This is a genomic window from Pseudomonas sp. GW821-FHT01D09 (assembly GCF_059422465.1).
The window spans coordinates 19,106-34,895 of record NZ_JBWKWY010000038.1; the positions used below are offsets into that span (position 1 = coordinate 19,106).

The 15,790-nt window shown below is 62.8% G+C and carries 14 protein-coding genes; 8 read left to right on the top strand and 6 right to left on the bottom strand.

Annotated elements, in window-relative coordinates:
• Positions 1–5: 5 nt before the first annotated feature.
• The 3 genes from kdpC to kdpF all read right to left on the bottom strand — a co-directional run bounded on the left by kdpC (position 6) and on the right by kdpF (position 2,582).
• The gene (kdpC, locus tag AC07W7_RS23975) at positions 6–659 is read right to left on the bottom strand and encodes a K(+)-transporting ATPase subunit C (protein ID WP_495040245.1); all 654 of its coding nucleotides are present in this window, start codon (positions 657–659) and stop codon (positions 6–8) included.
• A 10-nt stretch (positions 660–669) separates the two neighbouring features.
• Positions 670–2,376 (bottom strand): potassium-transporting ATPase subunit KdpA, encoded by a 1,707-nt coding sequence (gene kdpA / locus AC07W7_RS23980; RefSeq protein WP_495040246.1) that lies wholly within the window; start codon positions 2,374–2,376, stop codon positions 670–672.
• A 107-nt stretch (positions 2,377–2,483) separates the two neighbouring features.
• Positions 2,484–2,582, bottom strand: a complete 99-nt coding sequence (gene kdpF, locus AC07W7_RS23985) for a K(+)-transporting ATPase subunit F (RefSeq protein ID WP_003219423.1) — start codon at positions 2,580–2,582, stop codon at positions 2,484–2,486.
• A gap of 645 nt (positions 2,583–3,227) precedes the next feature.
• Here kdpF and AC07W7_RS23990 point away from each other — a divergent pair.
• From AC07W7_RS23990 to AC07W7_RS24000, 3 genes are read left to right on the top strand one after another with little or no spacing between them, the layout of a single operon-like run.
• Positions 3,228–4,808 (top strand): BCCT family transporter, encoded by a 1,581-nt coding sequence (locus AC07W7_RS23990; RefSeq protein ID WP_495040247.1) that lies wholly within the window; start codon positions 3,228–3,230, stop codon positions 4,806–4,808.
• Between the two features lie 27 nt (positions 4,809–4,835).
• The gene (locus AC07W7_RS23995) at positions 4,836–6,845 is read left to right on the top strand and encodes a CocE/NonD family hydrolase (protein ID WP_495040248.1); all 2,010 of its coding nucleotides are present in this window, start codon (positions 4,836–4,838) and stop codon (positions 6,843–6,845) included.
• A 50-nt stretch (positions 6,846–6,895) separates the two neighbouring features.
• Positions 6,896–7,864: a LysR substrate-binding domain-containing protein gene (locus tag AC07W7_RS24000; RefSeq protein WP_099168749.1), complete on the top strand. Its 969-nt coding sequence runs from the start codon at positions 6,896–6,898 to the stop codon at positions 7,862–7,864.
• 64 nt (positions 7,865–7,928) lie between these two features.
• On the opposite strand, the gene AC07W7_RS24005 is transcribed toward AC07W7_RS24000, so the two are convergent.
• Both AC07W7_RS24005 and AC07W7_RS24010 read right to left on the bottom strand, forming a co-directional pair.
• On the bottom strand, positions 7,929–9,062 hold the full coding sequence (locus tag AC07W7_RS24005) for a catalase family protein (protein WP_495040249.1): 1,134 nt from the start codon (positions 9,060–9,062) through the stop codon (positions 7,929–7,931).
• Between the two features lie 29 nt (positions 9,063–9,091).
• Positions 9,092–10,900, bottom strand: a complete 1,809-nt coding sequence (locus AC07W7_RS24010; protein WP_495040250.1) for a di-heme-cytochrome C peroxidase — start codon at positions 10,898–10,900, stop codon at positions 9,092–9,094.
• A 258-nt stretch (positions 10,901–11,158) separates the two neighbouring features.
• Between AC07W7_RS24010 and bamJ the strand changes: the two genes are divergently transcribed.
• From bamJ to AC07W7_RS24035, 5 genes are all read left to right on the top strand, one after another.
• The gene (gene bamJ, locus AC07W7_RS24015) at positions 11,159–11,887 is read left to right on the top strand and encodes a BamJ family beta-barrel-assembly machinery protein (RefSeq protein WP_029292800.1); all 729 of its coding nucleotides are present in this window, start codon (positions 11,159–11,161) and stop codon (positions 11,885–11,887) included.
• A 432-nt stretch (positions 11,888–12,319) separates the two neighbouring features.
• Positions 12,320–12,775: a YkvA family protein gene (locus AC07W7_RS24020; protein ID WP_029292802.1), complete on the top strand. Its 456-nt coding sequence runs from the start codon at positions 12,320–12,322 to the stop codon at positions 12,773–12,775.
• Between the two features lie 97 nt (positions 12,776–12,872).
• Positions 12,873–13,211 (top strand): helix-turn-helix domain-containing protein, encoded by a 339-nt coding sequence (locus AC07W7_RS24025; RefSeq protein ID WP_099168746.1) that lies wholly within the window; start codon positions 12,873–12,875, stop codon positions 13,209–13,211.
• The gene (locus AC07W7_RS24030; protein ID WP_057440671.1) at positions 13,208–13,579 is read left to right on the top strand and encodes a hypothetical protein; all 372 of its coding nucleotides are present in this window, start codon (positions 13,208–13,210) and stop codon (positions 13,577–13,579) included. The genes AC07W7_RS24025 and AC07W7_RS24030 overlap by 4 nt, the downstream gene beginning before the upstream one ends.
• On the top strand, positions 13,580–13,966 hold the full coding sequence (locus AC07W7_RS24035; protein ID WP_099168745.1) for a tetratricopeptide repeat protein: 387 nt from the start codon (positions 13,580–13,582) through the stop codon (positions 13,964–13,966).
• An 8-nt stretch (positions 13,967–13,974) separates the two neighbouring features.
• Here the strand turns inward: AC07W7_RS24035 and AC07W7_RS24040 are convergent, their stop codons facing one another.
• Positions 13,975–15,732 carry a bifunctional diguanylate cyclase/phosphodiesterase gene (locus AC07W7_RS24040; RefSeq protein ID WP_495040251.1) on the bottom strand — a complete coding sequence of 586 codons (1,758 nt, stop codon included), beginning with the start codon at positions 15,730–15,732 and terminating at the stop codon, positions 13,975–13,977.
• Between the last annotated feature and the right edge of the window lie 58 nt (positions 15,733–15,790).

Consider the following 15,790-nt stretch of genomic DNA (forward strand, 5'->3'; position numbering starts at 1 on the left):
ATCTCTTACTCACTGGCCGCAATAGGAGGTGATGGCAGGCGGGCGTCCAGCGCCAGGTTGAGTTGCAGCACATTGACCCGGGGCTCGCCGAGCAGGCCGAGGGTGCGCGCGCTGGTGTGCTGGCTGACCAGTTGCAGCAGCTCGGCTTCGGGGATCTGCCGCAGGCGCGCGACCCGTGGCAGTTGCAGCCGCGCATTGGCCACCGAGATATGCGGGTCGAGGCCCGAGGCGGAGGCGGTGACCGCGTCCACCGGCACCTGGGCGTCGGCGGCCAGGCCGTTGGCCAGGCGATAGGCCTGCACGCGGGCGGCTACCTGGTCCACCAGCTTCTGGCTGGTCGGCCCCAGGTTGCTGGCGCCGCTGGAACCGGCGTTGTACGGCTGCGACACGCTTTTGCCCGGGTCTTGCGGGTCGGCGCCCAGGGTCATGCTCGGGCGGCCCTGGAAGTATTGCGCCCGGGTGAAGTGCTGGCCGATCAGGGTCGAGCCCATGACCAGGCCATCGCGTTCAATCAGCGAGCCGCGGGCCTGGAACGGGAACATCAGCTGTGCGGCCACGGTGGTGAACGCCGGGTAGGCGAACCCCGTCAACAGCATGAAAAACACCGCCGACACCAGCACCGGGCGCAACAGCCCCTTGAAGATCGATTGGGTTGTCATCTACATGTCCTCAGTTGTACGTGTGGCCGGACAGCAACTGCAGTTGCTCCACCAGCGGGCCGAGCGCGAGCGCCGGCAAAAAGGTCAGGCCGCCGACTACCAGCACCACGAACACCACCAGCAACATGAACAGCGGGGTTGCGGTGGGGATGGTCCCGGCACCGGCCGGCACGGTTTTTTTCAGCGCCAGGGAGCCGGCCACGGCCAGCATCGGCAGCATGGTGAAGAAGCGCCCGATCAACATCGCCAGGCCGATGGTGGTGTTGAAAAACGGCGTGTTGGCGTTCAGGCCGGCAAAGGCCGAGCCGTTGTTGGCGGTGCCGGAGGTGTAGGCGTACAACACCTCGCTGAACCCGTGGGGGCCGAGGTTGTTGAGGCTGGCCATGGTGTCGGGCCACAGGGCGGCGAGGGCGGTGAAGCCGAGGATGCTGATGGGGTGCGCGAGCACCGAGAGCATCACCAGCTTGATCTCCCGCGCCTCGATTTTCTTGCCGAGGAACTCCGGGCTGCGGCCGATCATCATGCCCACCAGGAACACCGTCAGCAGGGCGTACTGGATCAGGTTGATAAAGCCCACGCCGTCGCCGCCGAACACGCAGTTGAGCATCATCTGCGCCAGGGGCACGAAACCGCCCATGGGGGTCAGCGAGTCATGCATGGTGTTGACTGAACCGGTGGTCGCCGCCGTGGTGGTGGCAATGAACAGGCTGCTGTCGGCGATACCGAAGCGCAGTTCCTTGCCCTCCATGTTGCCGCCGCTGTGTTCCAGCGACAGGGTCTGGTTGGCGCCGGCCTGGGTCAGCAGCGGGTTGCCGTTTTGCTCGGCGCCGTAGACCAGGGCGAGGAAGCCGATGAACATCACCAGGAAGGTGCCGAAAAACACCCAGCCCTGACGGCGTTGCAACAGCATGCTGCCGAAGGTGTAGGTCAGCGCCGAAGGGATCAGCAACATGCTCAGGATATGCAGGATGTTGGTCAGCGGCGTCGGGTTTTCAAACGGGTGCGCGGCATTCATGCTGAAGAAGCCGCCGCCGTTGGTGCCGATGTGCTTGATCGATTCAAAGCTGGCCACCGCGCCGACAATCAACTGTTGCTGCGCCCCTTCCAGGGTGGTGACCAGGGCCTGGGAGGCGAAGGTCTGTGGCATGCCCTGCCAGACATACACCAGCGCCATGCCCACGCACAGCGGCAGCATCACGCGGTACAGCGTGCGGGTGAAGTCGACCCAGAAGTTGCCGATATCGCCCGAACTGGAGCGGCTCAGGCCACGAATAAAACCGGCCGCCGCGACCACGCCGGAGGTGGCGCCGACGCACATCAGAAAGGTGATGACCGCCATCTGGCTGAAGTTCGACAGGCTGGTCTCGCCCGAGTACGCCTGCCAGTTGGTGTTGGTGATAAAGGACGCGGCGGTGTTGAACGCCAGGTCCGGGGTTTGCGCGGCGAGCCCCAGTGGGTTGATCGGCATGAAGGTCTGCAGGCGCAGGACCAGATAGCCCAGCAGCATCATCGCCGCGTTCGACAACAACAGCGCCGAACCGAAGCGGGCCCAGCCCATGGTTTCCTGTGGGTCGATGCCCAGCAGGCGATAGGTCAAGCGTTCCGGCAAGGCATGCCGGGTCCCGGTGAAGACCCGGGTCAGCCATTTGCCCATCAGTACGGCGAGCCCCGTCATTACCCCCAGGACCAGCGCAAATTCCAACAGCGTGCTTAACATGTCGTGGCTCCGTTCAAATCTTGCCCATGGCGACAATGGCCATGGCAGTCGCAACAAAAAACACCAGGGAAAGGCTGATAAACATCAGGTCGTACATGGCCAGCTCCTTAGAATTTCTCGGCGCGAATAAGGGCGTAGCCCAAGTAAGCGAACAGCCCCACGGCACATAAGCCGCTGGCGATATAAATGAACTTAAGTGTGAGCACGGTGTAACTCCCCTGAATAAATAAGCCGCAACTGCGGACGCGGGGAGGTTAATCCCCGGGGTATCAAGTTCGAGCACTGATTACAGTCAGCGGTATTAAGACGGTATATAGAAAAAGTTCAGCCGGGCGCACGAAAAGAAGGGATAACCCGCCGCCCGGGTATCCCTTTAAACACTGGGTGCTGCTGAGGTTGACGCCCCGCTTATTTGGTTTTGTTTTTCTTCTCGCTGCGGGTGGCGAGGTGCTCGAAGCAAAATGCGGCAGTGCCGAAGAGCGCAATCATTGACAGGATGATCATGCCTAAAGTTGAACTTTCCACGATGACTTCCTACGGGTGTTGGGGTAGACAGTGACGGTAGAGTGTTTGCACTTGGTTACTCAATAGCGGCGACGTAAACGTTATGCAGAATAGACAAACTATATGAACTCTTTACGCGGTGCTGGGCACCAGCGCCGCGACGATCCCGGTTCCCCCCGGAGTGGCCATGACCTGACGGAATACCCCCATACCCATTGGTCGATTGCACCGCGGCCGGCACCCACGCTTATCTATAGCCACGCGAAGACTTCAAGGCGGCACAGTGCCCGCTTCTAACAATGGCCTGCAACGGCAATAAAAATAGTCTGTCTGGGGAAGCGCACGAGATGAAATACCCATTGCGTCCTTTGGTCTTCTGGCCAACCTTTCTGATTCTGCTGGCGGCGGTGATCGCCAGCTACGTTGACCTCACCGCATTCCTCGCCGTGAGCAAACAGCTCAATACGCTGATCCTGCAAAACTTCTCCTGGCTGTTCAGTGCCGGCTCTTTCGCCATGTTGGTGCTCACGGCCATCGTGTATTTTTCGCCCCTGGGCCAGGTGCGTATCGGCGGGGAGGGCGCCACGCCGCTGTTGAGCAAATGGCGCTGGTTCATGGTCGCGCTGTGCACCACCCTGGCGGTGGGCGTGTTGTTCTGGACCACGGCCGAGCCGCTCTACCACCTGTACTCACCGCCCGGCAGCCTGCCGATCGAAGCGGGCAGCGCGGCGGCCAAAAGCTTTGCCCTGTCGACGATGTTTCTGCACTGGACCCTCACGCCCTACGCCATTTACCTGGTGCCCTCCCTGGTGTTTGCCCTGGTGTTCTACAACCTGCGCAGCCACTTCTCCATCGGCGCCATGTTGCAACCCTTGCTCGGCGCCGCGCGGGTCAAGCGCTATGCCGGGTTGATCGACACCCTGGCGATGTTCGCCCTGGTCGCAGGCATGGCCTCGTCCCTGGGCACCGGCGCGCTGACCTTGGCTGGCGGCCTGAGCCAGTACATTGGCGGCGAGACCACGCCGTTGCGCCTGGGTCTGATCATCGCAATCATCGTCTTCACCTTTGTCGCCTCGGCTGCCAGCGGCCTGCAGCGCGGCATCGTCATGCTGTCGTCGTTCAACACCTGGATCATGCTGGCCCTGGGCGGGTTTGTATTGCTGTGCGGGCCGACCCTGTACATCTTCAGCCTGGGCGTCGAGTCCCTGGGGGTCTACCTCGATACCTTCTTCAGCCGCAGCCTGGCCACCGGCGCCGCCAGTGGCGACAGCTGGCCGCAGAGCTGGACGGTGTTCTATTGGTCGGTGTGGTTTGCCTGGGCTCCGGTGAGTGCGCTGTTCCTCGGCAAGATCGGCCGCGGCTACCGGGTGCGCGAATTTATCCAGATCAACATGCTGTACCCGGCGCTGTTTACCGCGCTGTGGATCTGCATCTTCTCCGGCAGCAGCCTGTACTTCGATGCCCTCGGCGATGGCAGCTTGAACCGCGTGCTCAACGAACAAGGCGTGGAGCATGTGCTGTACCAGATGTTCCAGCAGTTGCCGGCCAGCGGCCTGATGATCGCGTTTTTGCTGTTTGTCGCGTTTATCTCGTTCGTCACCGCCGCCGACTCCAGCACCGACGTGATCGCCAACCTGTGTAGCCAAGGCGTCACCGCCGATTCGGACCTGGACGGCAACCCCCTGCTGAAGATTGTCTGGGGCGTGATCATCGGCACGGTGTCCTGGGTCATGGTGGCCTTTGTCGGTATCGACGGGGTGAAGATGCTCTCCAACCTCGGTGGCCTGCCGGGCATGCTCCTGGTGCTGCTGGCCAGCACGTCGTTGCTCTACTGGTTGCAGAACCCCGCGCTGCTGGACGTCAAGCCCCCTGTGGTGCACGTCGAACCTGGCCTGGGTGCCCGCCCGGTGGCGGATTTTGCCCGTTGACTTGTCTCTTGGTTGCTGGAGTTACCCATGGAAATCGTCACCGAATTTGCCTACAAGGTCCGGGAAATCGAGCATTGCCTGATCCCCATGAGCGATGGCACGCAACTGGCTGCCCGCATCTGGCTGCCTGAAACCGCTGGCGCGCAGGCCTTCCCGGCGATCCTCGAATACCTGCCCTATCGCAAGCGCGATGGCACGGCGGTGCGCGATGCCCTGACCCATGCCTGGATGGCGGGGCAGGGCTATGCCTGCGTGCGGGTCGATATGCGCGGCAATGGCGAGTCCCAGGGCTTGATGGCCGATGAGTACCTGTTGCAGGAGCAGGATGACGCCCTCGAAGTGATCGACTGGCTGTGCCAGCAGCCCTGGTGCGACGGCAACCTGGGAATGATGGGCATCTCCTGGGGTGGCTTCAACAGCCTGCAAGTCGCGGCGCGCCAGCCCGAAGCATTGAAGGCGATCATCACCCTGTGCTCCACCGATGACCGCTATGCCGATGACATCCATTACAAGGGCGGCAACCTGCTGCTGGAGAACTTCGGCTGGGCAGCGACCATGCTCAACTTCAGCGCGGCGGTGCCCGACCCGCTGCTGCTCGGCGAGGCCTGGAAAAGCCTGTGGCAACAACGCCTCGACGCCATGCCGCTGCTGGCCGAGATCTGGCTGCAACACCAGACCCGCGATGCCTACTGGCGTCACGGCTCGGTGTGCGAGGACTACTCGGCGATCAAGGCGGCGGTGTACGCCGTGGGCGGTTGGGGCGATGCCTACAAGAATGCGGTGCCGCGCCTGATGGCAAACCTGCCGGGGCCGAAAAAAGCCATGATCGGCCCGTGGATCCACAAGTACCCGCATTTCGCGGTGCCCAACCCGGCCATTGGCTTCCTGCAAGAGGCCAGGCGCTGGTGGGACCACTGGCTTAAAGGTATCGACAATCGGGTGATGGACGACGCGGCCTGCACCTTTTACCTACAGGATGTGCTGGCGCCCAAGGGCAGTTATGCCGAACGCCCAGGGATCTGGGTGCAGACCTCGGGCTGGCCCGACCCCCAGGTGCAATGGACCGACTACAGCCTGACCGACCAGGGCCTCAGCCCCGGCCAGCAGGTACTGGGCAGCCCGCGCAGTATCTGTTCGCCCCTGACCACCGGCCTGCACCAGGGCGAATACTGCGCCATCTGGTTCGGCCCCGACGGCCCCACCGATCAGCGCCGCGACGATGCGCAGTCGCTGTGCTTCGACACCCCGCCCCTGGCCGAACCCCTGGCGCTGCTGGGGGATGTGCGCTTGCACCTGCGCCTGGCCAGCGATACCTGCTGTGGGCAACTGGTGGCGCGCCTGAACGCGGTGGCGCCCGACGGCCAAGTCACGCAGATCACCTACGGCGTGCTCAACCTGGCCCTACGTGAAGATTTCTCCCGTCTGACGCCACCGGTGCCGGGCGAACCGCTGGATGTGCAGTTGAGCCTGGATCATATCGGCACACGGGTGCCGGCCGGCTACCGCCTGCGCCTGGCCCTGAGCACCGCGAGTTTCCCGTTGCTGTGGCCCAGCCGCGAGCTGACCACCCTGACCGTATTGCCTGCCCTGCAACGGGTGCAATTGCCGGTCTTCAGCGGCGCGGCCGTGCCATGCCCCTTCGACGCCCCGCAAGCGGCTACCCCGGCGGCGCTGGAGGTGCTGCGGGCGGCGGCGCCGAAACGCACCTTGATCGAGGACGTGGGCAGTGGCGAAGTCTGCGTAAAAATCGAGGACGACCTGGGCGCGGTGCGCTTCACCGAGCACGGCTTGGCGGTGGACCAGCGCTGCACCGAGCAATACCGCACCTTGCCCTGGGATCCGTTGTCGACCCGGGCCGATATCCACTGGCAGTACCGCGTCGAGCGCGCGCCGTGGTCGGTGGCGGTCGACAGCCACTTGCAGGTGCACGCCGACGCCCAGTGGTTCTACATCGAGGCGCAGCAGCAGGCGTGGGAAAACGGGGTGCAGGTGCATCACCGAACCTGGAACAGGCGGGTTGCGCGGGTCGCGTTGTGAGTGGGCAAGTGGCAGGATGGGGGCTTACCTGATCAGCCACGGACCCCTGCATGCCGCGCCGAAATGTCGACCTGCCACCGCTCAACTGTTTGCAGACGTTCGAGGCGGCCGCCCGGCATTTGAGTTTTACCCAGGCGGCCCACGAACTGAACCTGACCCAAAGCGCGGTGAGCCGGCAGATCAAGCGCCTGGAGGAGGACCTGGCGCGCCCGCTGTTTTACCGGCTGGCGCTGGGCCTGAGTCTGACCCCGGCCGGCGTGCGTTACTTTCGCACCATCCAGCGCCTGCTGCGCGAGCTGGACCGCGAGTCGGCGCAGCTGCGCCGACGCGGTGCCGATCGCCAACTGACCCTGGCCAGCACGCCGACCATCAGCTCCATCTGGCTTGCCGCGCTGTTGCCGGCCTTCCAGCGCGAGCACCCGGACCTGGATATCCGCATCTTGTGCAGTGAAAGCCCGAGCCACCTGGATGTCAGCGAATATGACCTGGGCCTGTTCTATCACCTCGACGAACTGCCGGCGCCCCTTGGCCTGGAACTGACCCCGGTATTTGCCCGCGAGCAGGTCATCGCCGTGTGCAGCCCCGGCTATATCGAGCGCCACGGCGCGATACGCGACGCCGAGCAACTGTTGCATAGCCATACCCTGTTGATCGTCGAGGACCATTCCCACGACTGGCTGACCTGGGCCGACTGGTTCGCCGATATCGGCGCGCAGTACCACATGCCCCGTCATGCCTTGCGCACCAACAGCTATCAGTTGCTGATGCAATCGGCGGTGATGGGGCATGGCGTGGCCCTGGGCTGGAAGTGCCTGCTCGAAGGCGAGCTGGCTGCTGGCCGCCTGCAACTGGCCTTGCCCCATCACATGCACAGCCGTGGCCGCCTGCAACTGATGCAACCACAGCATCGCAACCCGCCTTCGGCAGCGCGTAGTTTTCAGCAATGGTTGCTGACGGCGTCCGATACAACGCCGCAGGGGCTTTTCTGTGGGAGCGGGCTTGCCCGCGATGATCGTTAACGATGACGCGGTGAGGCGGTCTTGTTGACGTCAGCGCGAGCAAGCCCGCTCCTGCAGGCGTTGTTCAGGGTGCGTTGCGGCTATGCCGATAATCACTCACCGCCTCATACACCGCCTTGCGCAGCCGGTTGATCCCGCCAATCGGCCGGTGTTCTTCCACACCAAACCAGGGGTTGAACGACTGGTTGTCACAGGCCAGGTTCAGCTCCGGGGTATCAAAGTCCTGCGCCGGGATGCGGATTTTAGCCACGCTCTCGTAGGGCGCGTCGCTTTCCTTCCATTCGATGCTGGTGTCTTCGATGGGCATGTATTTTTGTGGGTTCTGGCGCTGGATCTGCAACACAAAACACGCATCGACACGGTCGGTGGACAGCTGCTGGCTTAAGGCGCTGCGCAAGAAGTTCGGCAAGTCCTGGTTCTGCTTGGGCAGGCTGTACTCCGGGCAGCTTTGCGGGTCTGGGGCGACGCGGAACTTGGCGTTGGCCGCGCCAAACTTGTAGGGCGATACCGAAAAGTATGTCGCCTCGGTCGGGCTGGCGGGGGCCGGTGCCAGCGTTGCCAGGGCGATAAACAGATGCCGCACCTGCCAACTGCGCGGGTCGAGACTGGGGAAAAACGCCATGGCCTTCTTGCCATCGGCCTGGGCCCCGACGTTTTGCGCGTATTCCGCTACATCGCTGACAAAAAAGTTGGGGTGGCTGAACATCACAAAGTCCTGCTCGCTGCGCGCCTGCTGATCGGCCAGCAGTTGCTTGCCTGGCACGTCCAGCAGCTTGATCGCCATGCCGCGGGCGTCGCGGATGCTGTCGAACTGTGGATAAGCATTGCCGTTGGACAGGCGCATCATCGCCTGCCAGGTCTTGCCCGGCTCGGCGAACACGCCCTGGCGCAGCGCCGGGTCGAGGTCCGGCAGCACGCGGACTTCGGCCTTCACGCAGCCGTGGGCCTTGGCGTGGGCATCGCGCAGGTAACGGGTGCCTTCGCGATGCTGATCGACGATGCGCACCGCCGTCTGAATGATGCCCTGGGTCATGGCGGCTTCGCCGGGCGGAATCTGCTCATCGACCGACACCGGGCCGCTGTGCTGCCAGGCAAACCACAGGGTCGCCGCCAACCAGCCGAGCAGGCCCAGGCCTACCAGCCATAACAGCGTCTTGCCGAGAAACGCGCCGAGGCGCAGCCACAGTCGAGCGAGCATGGAACGGTCCTTGTATCGAAATGGGGAAGTCATGGCAGTTGCTGCTCCAGCGGGCCGCCCAGTACTTTCAGGTATTCCAGCAGCGCCCAGCGTTCCTCGGGTGCAAGGCCCCGGCCAATCACCCCGTTGCCACGCTTGCCCGCACGGAATTCGTGGCCGCTGTTGTGGTTGCCGGTGATGCGGGTATCGAACAGAAACGCATTTTTAAAGGCTTCGGTGCGATAGCCCAGGTGACGAGGGTTGTAGTCGAAGGTGCCTTTATAGAAGGTGCGGCTGCGCTCGTACTGGGGCGAAAGCAGCTGGTAGATCGTCGGCACCGAACCGTTGTGCAGAAATGGCGGCGTGGCCCACACGCCGGCCAGTGGGCGGGCCTTGTAGGCGCGCAGTTCACGCACGCCGATGGGCAGGCCATAGCCGTCCAGGCGCGGTCGTTCGGCCGGGGTGACGCCGGCGGCGCGGTAGGCGTGCTCTTCGACAAACGCGGTGACATAGGCCAGGCCCTTGGCCACGGACAGGCTGCGCAGGTCCAGGGGTTCGGTTGGCGTGGGGTGCAGTTCGACATTCAACTGCGCCAGCTCGGCCGGGTCCCATTGCAGGGCGCTGAGGTCGTAGCGCTGGTCGGCAATGTTGCTGGCGGTGCCGGGGTCGGTGCCGATGTAGTCCACCGGCAGCATTTTCAGTTGCTGCACCGGGCGGCCGTTGACTTCGCTCACGCTAGGCATATGACAGGCCGCGCAGTTTTCCGCGAACAGCGCGCGGCCACGGGCGGCCAGGGGTTTGTCGATGGCACCGAACAACGCTTCAGGCCAGGTCGGCGGCTTGAGCCGTTGCAGGGTTTCTTCGATGCGGTTCAGGTCCCGCACGCGCACGCTGGAAGGGTAGCGCGCATCGCCCTTGAGGGGCTGGCCGGCGCTGTCGAAGAACGCCAGGGTCGCGCCCACGCCCAAGGCCTCGCCGATATTGCGCGCCATGGGTTGCTGGGCCGAGCCGTTCCATTGCACCCAGTCGAAGGTCCACATGTCCCACAGCTGCGGGTAGTCCACCGGCGCGTTGGCGATACGGTAGTTATCCGGCGAAATGGCATCGCCAAAGCTGGCGTTGGCGATGCGGCCGAAGGCGTCGGTGCGCCCCGGGCCTTCTTCGGTGGGGTAGAGGCCACGGTGGGTATCGTTCCAGGCCACCTTGAGGAAGTTGTCCAGGGACTGTTTGAAGTCCTGGCGCAACTGATCGTACTGGGCGTCGTATTGATCCCCCAGCACGCTATGGGCGAAGCGCCTGAACTTCAGCGGGTTGTAATAGGTGGAGGCGAGACTGGCCACCAGGGCCTGGCCAAAGCTGCCGCCGCGCAGGGTCGGCACGCTGGAGGGCAGCACATGCTGTGCAGCACCGCCGTCGATACGCAGGGCCTGGCCATTGAAATGCAATTCGCCGGTATGGCAGGCGGCGCAGGTGATATCGAGAAACTCGTCGTTGCTCCCGGCATTCTTGTGCCGGGCGAAACCTGCGGGCAGGTTGCCGGGGTTCTGGGCTGTGGCCTGTTGTCGCGGGTCCACCAGGAAACCGAAGCGCGCCAGGTAGGCCGGCTCGGCAAAGCGCTGCTGGGAAAACGGCAGCTCCAGCGCGGTGAACCAGTTATAACGCAGGCCCTTGACCTGGGTGCCCTGGGGCGTGAAGTAGTAGGCCTGGCGGTCGGCGGCGCTCCATTGGTCCTGGTAGTGCACCTGCTGCACCGGCACGTAATCCGGGAGCTTGGGGTTGATCACGTAATAGAGGACCACGGCCAGGGCCAGTCCCATTAATGACAGGATCAGGAGTAAAACACGGGAAAAAATGCGCAAGATAACTATCCTTGTCGAGTTGTTGCGTCCTTATGCCACTGAGCGCGGCAGGCGGCAAGTAGCCATGATCGGTCTGCACCGGCGGTTTTCGGCTTGCCTGCTGTCCTTCAGCGGGCTTTGGGGCGGATGAAAATGCTTTTAAACACGTGAACTTATCAGAAGTTTCCTGCTCACATGCCGGTAGCCATTGGTCGTGGCCGCCTGATAAGCTCGCGACTTTATCTGAATGCCCTTTTGGCGCATGAACAAGGAAATAGCATGAAACAGCATCGGTTGGCGGCGGCGGTGGCCCTGGTTAGCCTGGTACTTGCGGGTTGTGATTCGCAAACCAGCGTAGAGCTGAAAACCCCGGCGCAGAAAGCTTCCTACGGTATCGGCCTGAACATGGGCAAAAGCCTGGCTCAGGAAGGTATGGATGACCTGGACTCCAAGGCCGTGGCCCAAGGCATCGAAGATGCCGTCGGCAAGAAAGAACAGAAGCTGAAGGACGAAGAACTGGTCGAAGCGTTTTCCGCACTGCAAAAGCGTGCCGAAGAGCGCATGACCAAGATGAGCGAAGAGTCGGCAGCCGCCGGCAAGAAATACCTCGAAGACAACGCCAAGAAAGACGGCGTCGTCACCACCGCTTCCGGTCTGCAGTACAAGATCGTGAAGAAGGCCGAAGGCGCCCAGCCCAAGCCAACCGACGTAGTGACTGTGCACTACACCGGCAAGCTGACCAACGGCACCACCTTTGACAGCTCCGTGGATCGCGGCAGCCCGATTGACCTGCCGGTCAGCGGCGTGATTCCAGGCTGGGTCGAAGGCCTGCAACTGATGCACGTGGGTGAGAAGGTCGAGTTGTACATCCCGTCCGACCTGGCCTACGGTGCCCAGAGCCCGAGCCCGGCGATTCCAGCCAACTCCGTACTGGTCTTCGACCTGGAGCTGCTGGCAATCAAGGACCCGGCCAAGGCCGACGCGCCTGAGGCACCGGCTGCCAAGTAAGCCGCTGCAAAACACCCAACGCCCCGTTTTACGGGGCGTTGTTGTTTCTGGGCCAGGGCTTGGTCCAATCCGTGTGGGAGCTGTCGAGCCCTGGCGAGGCTGCGATAGCAGTAGATCAGGCAACACTCCTGCTGGCCATGCCGCCGCCATCGCCGCCTCGCCGGGGCTCGACAGCTCCCACAGTTGACCGTGGGGCAAATCAAAACGAACACCTGCGGCTTAGAGCAGTCTGATGCTATACCTCGGCACGGCTAGCCGCAGGCGCGCTTCAAGTCAATGAATTCTTGGGTTTTTTTTATGTGCGCAAAAAACGCCCGATCTGACTCTGGGCCTTGTATTACGCGGCTTTCAGCCGTGAAAATGGGCTCTGTTCACAAGGTTATCCACAAGTTGTGTGGATAACCTTTTCTCTCGCCTGGAACTGGAGTGACGATGAAAGCACCCTGGAATTTCACCCGCTTCCTGCCGTTGGCCGCCCGCCTGATTGGGCGTGGGCGCTTGCCGACCCTGTTGTTCGCGGTCGCTGCCAAAGGCTCAAGCCAAGGTAGCCGCCTGGGCAAGCTCAAGGACGACCTGAAGCTGCTCCAGGCGCTGTGCCTGGCCTACTGGCGCGGCGAGTACCGGGCGATCAGCCCCAAGGCGCTGATCTCGGTGGTGGCGGGGCTGATGTACTTCCTCAGCCCCATTGATGCGATCCCGGACTTTTTGCCGATGTTCGGCATGCTCGATGATATCGCGGTACTGGCCTGGGTCATGAAGAGCCTGGACGGTGAGTTGAGTGCGTTCCGCGCCTGGCGTGAACGCCAGCGCCCGGAGAAGTTGGTGGTGGTTGAACGCTTGCCCGCCACGCCGCAGCTTCTGGAGCAGGAAAACCCGAAAAAAAACTGAAGACGCGGATAATCCCCCTGCGCTCTTTAGGGCTGTTAGGATTACACTCCTAAGGAAAGTACTTACGTTGTAAGTGTTGTGATCCTACGGGGCAGTTATGGATATACAAATCATTTCACGGGATGGCGAACCCGAATACGCGGTTCTGCCATGGGCTCAGTACCAGGCGCTGTTAACCGCCGCCGGCCGGCAGCCACCGGCTACTCCTTCTGCACAACCCCCTCACACCGCTACCGAGCAGGATCTACGCCCCCTGGCGCACTTGCGCAGCCTGCGCGAAGCCAAGGGCCTGGCCATCGAGACATTGGCCCGCACCGTGGGCATCAGCCCGTCTTACCTGGGGCTGATTGAAAGTGGCGAACGCCAGCCGGATGCCGCGATCCGTCGCAGCCTGGCCTGGGAGTTGGGGATTGCGGGTTGGAGGGATGAAACGTGAGTGTGCGCATCAGCCGTCAACACTGGGATGGGTTGCTCAATGAACTCGATCAGGCCCGTCGCCAGCGACATCTTTTGACTTACCGTGCGTTGCTGGAGCGTCTGCAATTCCCCACGCCTGCGATGCAAACCCTGACCGCCGCCCTGGAGCACCTGGCGGCCCTGGATGCCAAGGCGGACCAGCCACTGCGCAGTTCCCTGGTGATCAGCCAGGGTGCGAGCCGCTTGCCGCGCACCGGTTTTTTTGAATGTGTCGAGCGCCTCGGGCGCTTTTGCGGACCGTCCGATGGCGTTGCTGCGGCATCGTGGCATGCCTCGGAAGTGGTCCGTGTGTTCGAGTACGAATATCCTGAGTCAGCGGAGGCCTGAGTGTTCTGGAAGCTTAAAGCGTATGCCAGCTATTGGTTGGCCCGCAGGTTGTTTCATTGGTCATGGTTTGTGCGCCAGCCCCGTGGCTGGCACTGGCTGGAGGGTCAGTTTGCACGCATGGCCAACCTGGGGAATGTCGAGGCCCAAAGTTTTTATGGGCATATCCTGACCTTTCGCGGCCAGGGGCTTGGCGCGCGTGAAGAAGGCGTGCGCTTGCTGCGCCTGGCGGGCCAGGCGGGGGATGGCAAGGCGGCCTATCAGGTGGGCGTGTTGAGCCTGGCAGGCAGCCTGGGCAAGGCGCCAGACCCGAGCGAAGCCGCACGCTGGTGGACCATCGCCGCCAAGGCCGGGCACCCGCTGGCGCAGATGCGTCTGGAGCAGTTGTAGGCGCGTACCTACAGCAGTTGGCGACTGTCGATGACATGGATGCTGTAGCCGGCCACGTTCTTGGCGTGATGCTTGGCCTGTGAGGCCAGCTCCGCCAACTGGCTGGCATCCAGGTGTCCACAGCTCAATGGATGCAGATGCACCACGCCGATGGACAGCGACAGCAAGGCAAACTCCTGGCGCACCCCCTGGCGATTCAGGGCGATAAAACAGCCCGCGTCCAAATGCTCGCTGCGGTAGAAACGCCGGCATTGGGTCTGGAAATCGTCCACCAACTGGTTAAGACGCTTGCGCCAGTCCTGGGCGCCCAGCACCAGTAAAAAATCATCGCCGCCAATATGCCCGACAAAATCGCGGCTGGGGTCCACCCGGTCGTTGAGGCACTGCGCCAGGCACAGCAGCACTTCATCGCCACGGCCATAGCCGTAGATATCGTTGAACGGCTTGAAACTGTCGATATCCACATAGCAAATCACCGATTCGCGCTGTTGCTGCAACAGCCGTGTCAGGCACTGCTGGATCGGCACGTTGCCCGGGAGCAGGGTCAGCGGGTTGGCGTAGCGCGCCTGTTGGATTTTCAGTTCGGTAATCAGCTTGAGCACGTCGATCACCCGGCCCAGGCCCAGGTAGTTGCCGTTCTGGGTGATGATGAAATCTTCCTCGATGCGCTGCCGTGCCCGGCTGGTCAGCAGGCGGCTGACCTGTTGCAACGACTGGCTCAGTTCCACGGCCAGGAAGTCGTCGCTCATCAGGCGGCTGATGGGTTTGCGCGCAAACAGGTCGGTGGCAAACGGCTTGAGCAGCACATCGGACAACGAGTGCCGATGCACGATGCCGATGGGCTGGCCGCGCCCATCCAGGACCGCCAGGGAGTTGAGGTTGGCCTGGCGGCGAAACGCTTCCAGCACTTTGGCCGTGGCCGTGTCCTGGGCCACGGCCGGTTGTTCGTTGAGCAGGGCGCTGAGGTCACTGGCGTCCTCGTTGAGCGAGACATTGGTGCTGTCGGGCTGGGCCAGCATCCACCGGGCTTCGGTCGGCGGATGCTCCTGGGGGCGGCACAGCAGGTAGCCCTGGACCAGGTCCACGCCCATTTCCGTGAGCACCGCCAACTCTTGTGGCAACTCGATGCCTTCGGCAATCACCTGCGCGCGGGAGGCCTTGGCGATCTGCAGGATCGAGCCGACAAACTCGCGCTTGAGCGCATCCTGATGGATGCCATCGATAAAATGCCGGTCGATCTTCACGTAGTCCGGGCGCAGCTCAGACCACAGGCGCAAGCTGGAATAACCGGCGCCCAGGTCATCCAGGGCAATCGAAAAACCCATGGCGCGGTAGTGGTGCAGGGCGGTTTGCAGCAGTTGGAAGTCGTCGGTCGGCGCTTGTTCCGTGAGTTCGATCACGATCTGGCTGGGGGCGATCCCGTACTCGCGCAGCATCTGCAAGGTGCGTCCCGGTTGATGGGTGGTTTCCAGCAGGGACTCGGGCGAGACGTTGATAAACAGCTTGCCCGGCAGCTTCTGTTCGCTGAAATGCTTGCAGGCACTTTGCCGGCAGGCCACCTCCAGCTCATTCAGGCGCCCGGCCTGGCGCGCCACGCCAAACAACGCGAGGGGCGCGTGCAACGGGCTGTTGGACGGGCCGCGGCTCAGGGCTTCATAACCAAGGATGCGGCGCTCGCAGAGGCTGATGATCGGTTGGAACAGACTGTGCAAACTGCCTTGGGCCAGGATGGAGCCCAGGGCATTCAGCTGTTCGGTCATGGTCATGGTGATCTCGGTCGAAAAAAAAGGACCGGGTGCCTGGGGCGCCCGGTCCTTCATTTCA

What these genes read in the sequence shown, in the direction of transcription:
- kdpC (WP_495040245.1), bottom strand. Translation starts at nt 659, where the DNA reads ATGACAACCCAATCGATCTTCAAGGGGCTGTTGCGCCCGGTGCTGGTG.
- kdpA (WP_495040246.1), bottom strand. Translation starts at nt 2,376, where the DNA reads ATGTTAAGCACGCTGTTGGAATTTGCGCTGGTCCTGGGGGTAATGACG.
- AC07W7_RS23990 (WP_495040247.1), top strand. Translation starts at nt 3,228, where the DNA reads ATGAAATACCCATTGCGTCCTTTGGTCTTCTGGCCAACCTTTCTGATT.
- AC07W7_RS23995 (WP_495040248.1), top strand. Translation starts at nt 4,836, where the DNA reads ATGGAAATCGTCACCGAATTTGCCTACAAGGTCCGGGAAATCGAGCAT.
- AC07W7_RS24000 (WP_099168749.1), top strand. Translation starts at nt 6,896, where the DNA reads ATGCCGCGCCGAAATGTCGACCTGCCACCGCTCAACTGTTTGCAGACG.
- AC07W7_RS24005 (WP_495040249.1), bottom strand. Translation starts at nt 9,062, where the DNA reads ATGCTCGCTCGACTGTGGCTGCGCCTCGGCGCGTTTCTCGGCAAGACG.
- bamJ (WP_029292800.1), top strand. Translation starts at nt 11,159, where the DNA reads ATGAAACAGCATCGGTTGGCGGCGGCGGTGGCCCTGGTTAGCCTGGTA.
- AC07W7_RS24020 (WP_029292802.1), top strand. Translation starts at nt 12,320, where the DNA reads ATGAAAGCACCCTGGAATTTCACCCGCTTCCTGCCGTTGGCCGCCCGC.
- AC07W7_RS24025 (WP_099168746.1), top strand. Translation starts at nt 12,873, where the DNA reads ATGGATATACAAATCATTTCACGGGATGGCGAACCCGAATACGCGGTT.
- AC07W7_RS24040 (WP_495040251.1), bottom strand. Translation starts at nt 15,732, where the DNA reads ATGACCATGACCGAACAGCTGAATGCCCTGGGCTCCATCCTGGCCCAA.